2 protein-coding genes are annotated in these 318 nt (G+C 65.7%); one reads left to right on the plus strand and one right to left on the minus strand.

Annotation, left to right across the window (positions count from 1 at the left end; all coding sequences use genetic code 11):
• Positions 1 to 211 (minus strand): hypothetical protein (locus ADL03_RS49420; RefSeq protein ID WP_231641587.1); only part of this gene is annotated, 211 nt, incomplete at its 3' end.
• On the opposite strand from ADL03_RS49420, the gene ADL03_RS50710 reads away from it, so the two are divergent.
• Positions 204 to 318, plus strand: a 115-nt coding sequence (locus ADL03_RS50710; RefSeq protein WP_369808944.1) for a histidine kinase dimerization/phospho-acceptor domain-containing protein, incomplete at its 3' end; no start/stop codon positions are given. The two genes, ADL03_RS49420 and ADL03_RS50710, sit on opposite strands and share 8 nt — an antisense overlap.

A 318-nucleotide genomic window follows, 5' to 3' on the forward strand; every position in this document is an offset into this window, starting at 1 on the left:
GGTTACGGATCGGGGTCTGCGCGAGGAGCTTGGCGAGGATCGGAGGGCTGGTCAACGTGGTGGGCGGGTTGTTGGTCATGGTGGCCAGGGACTTCGTCGTGTATGTCGCGCTCACCTCGTAGAAGGGCCTGAACTTCCAGATCACCACCGCGGCGGGGATGCCGGAGCAGTTGGTGCCCCACGACTCCAGGCGGCTGCCGGTGATGAGCAACGAGCTGCGCACCCCGTTGAACAGCCTGCTGATCTTCGCCCAGCTGCTCGCGCAGAGCCCGAGCCGCAACCTCACCCCGAAGCAGGTGGAGTACGCGGGCATCATCC

It is taken from the genome of Nocardia sp. NRRL S-836 (genome assembly GCF_001279525.1).
GTDB lineage: Bacteria > Actinomycetota > Actinomycetes > Mycobacteriales > Pseudonocardiaceae > Lentzea.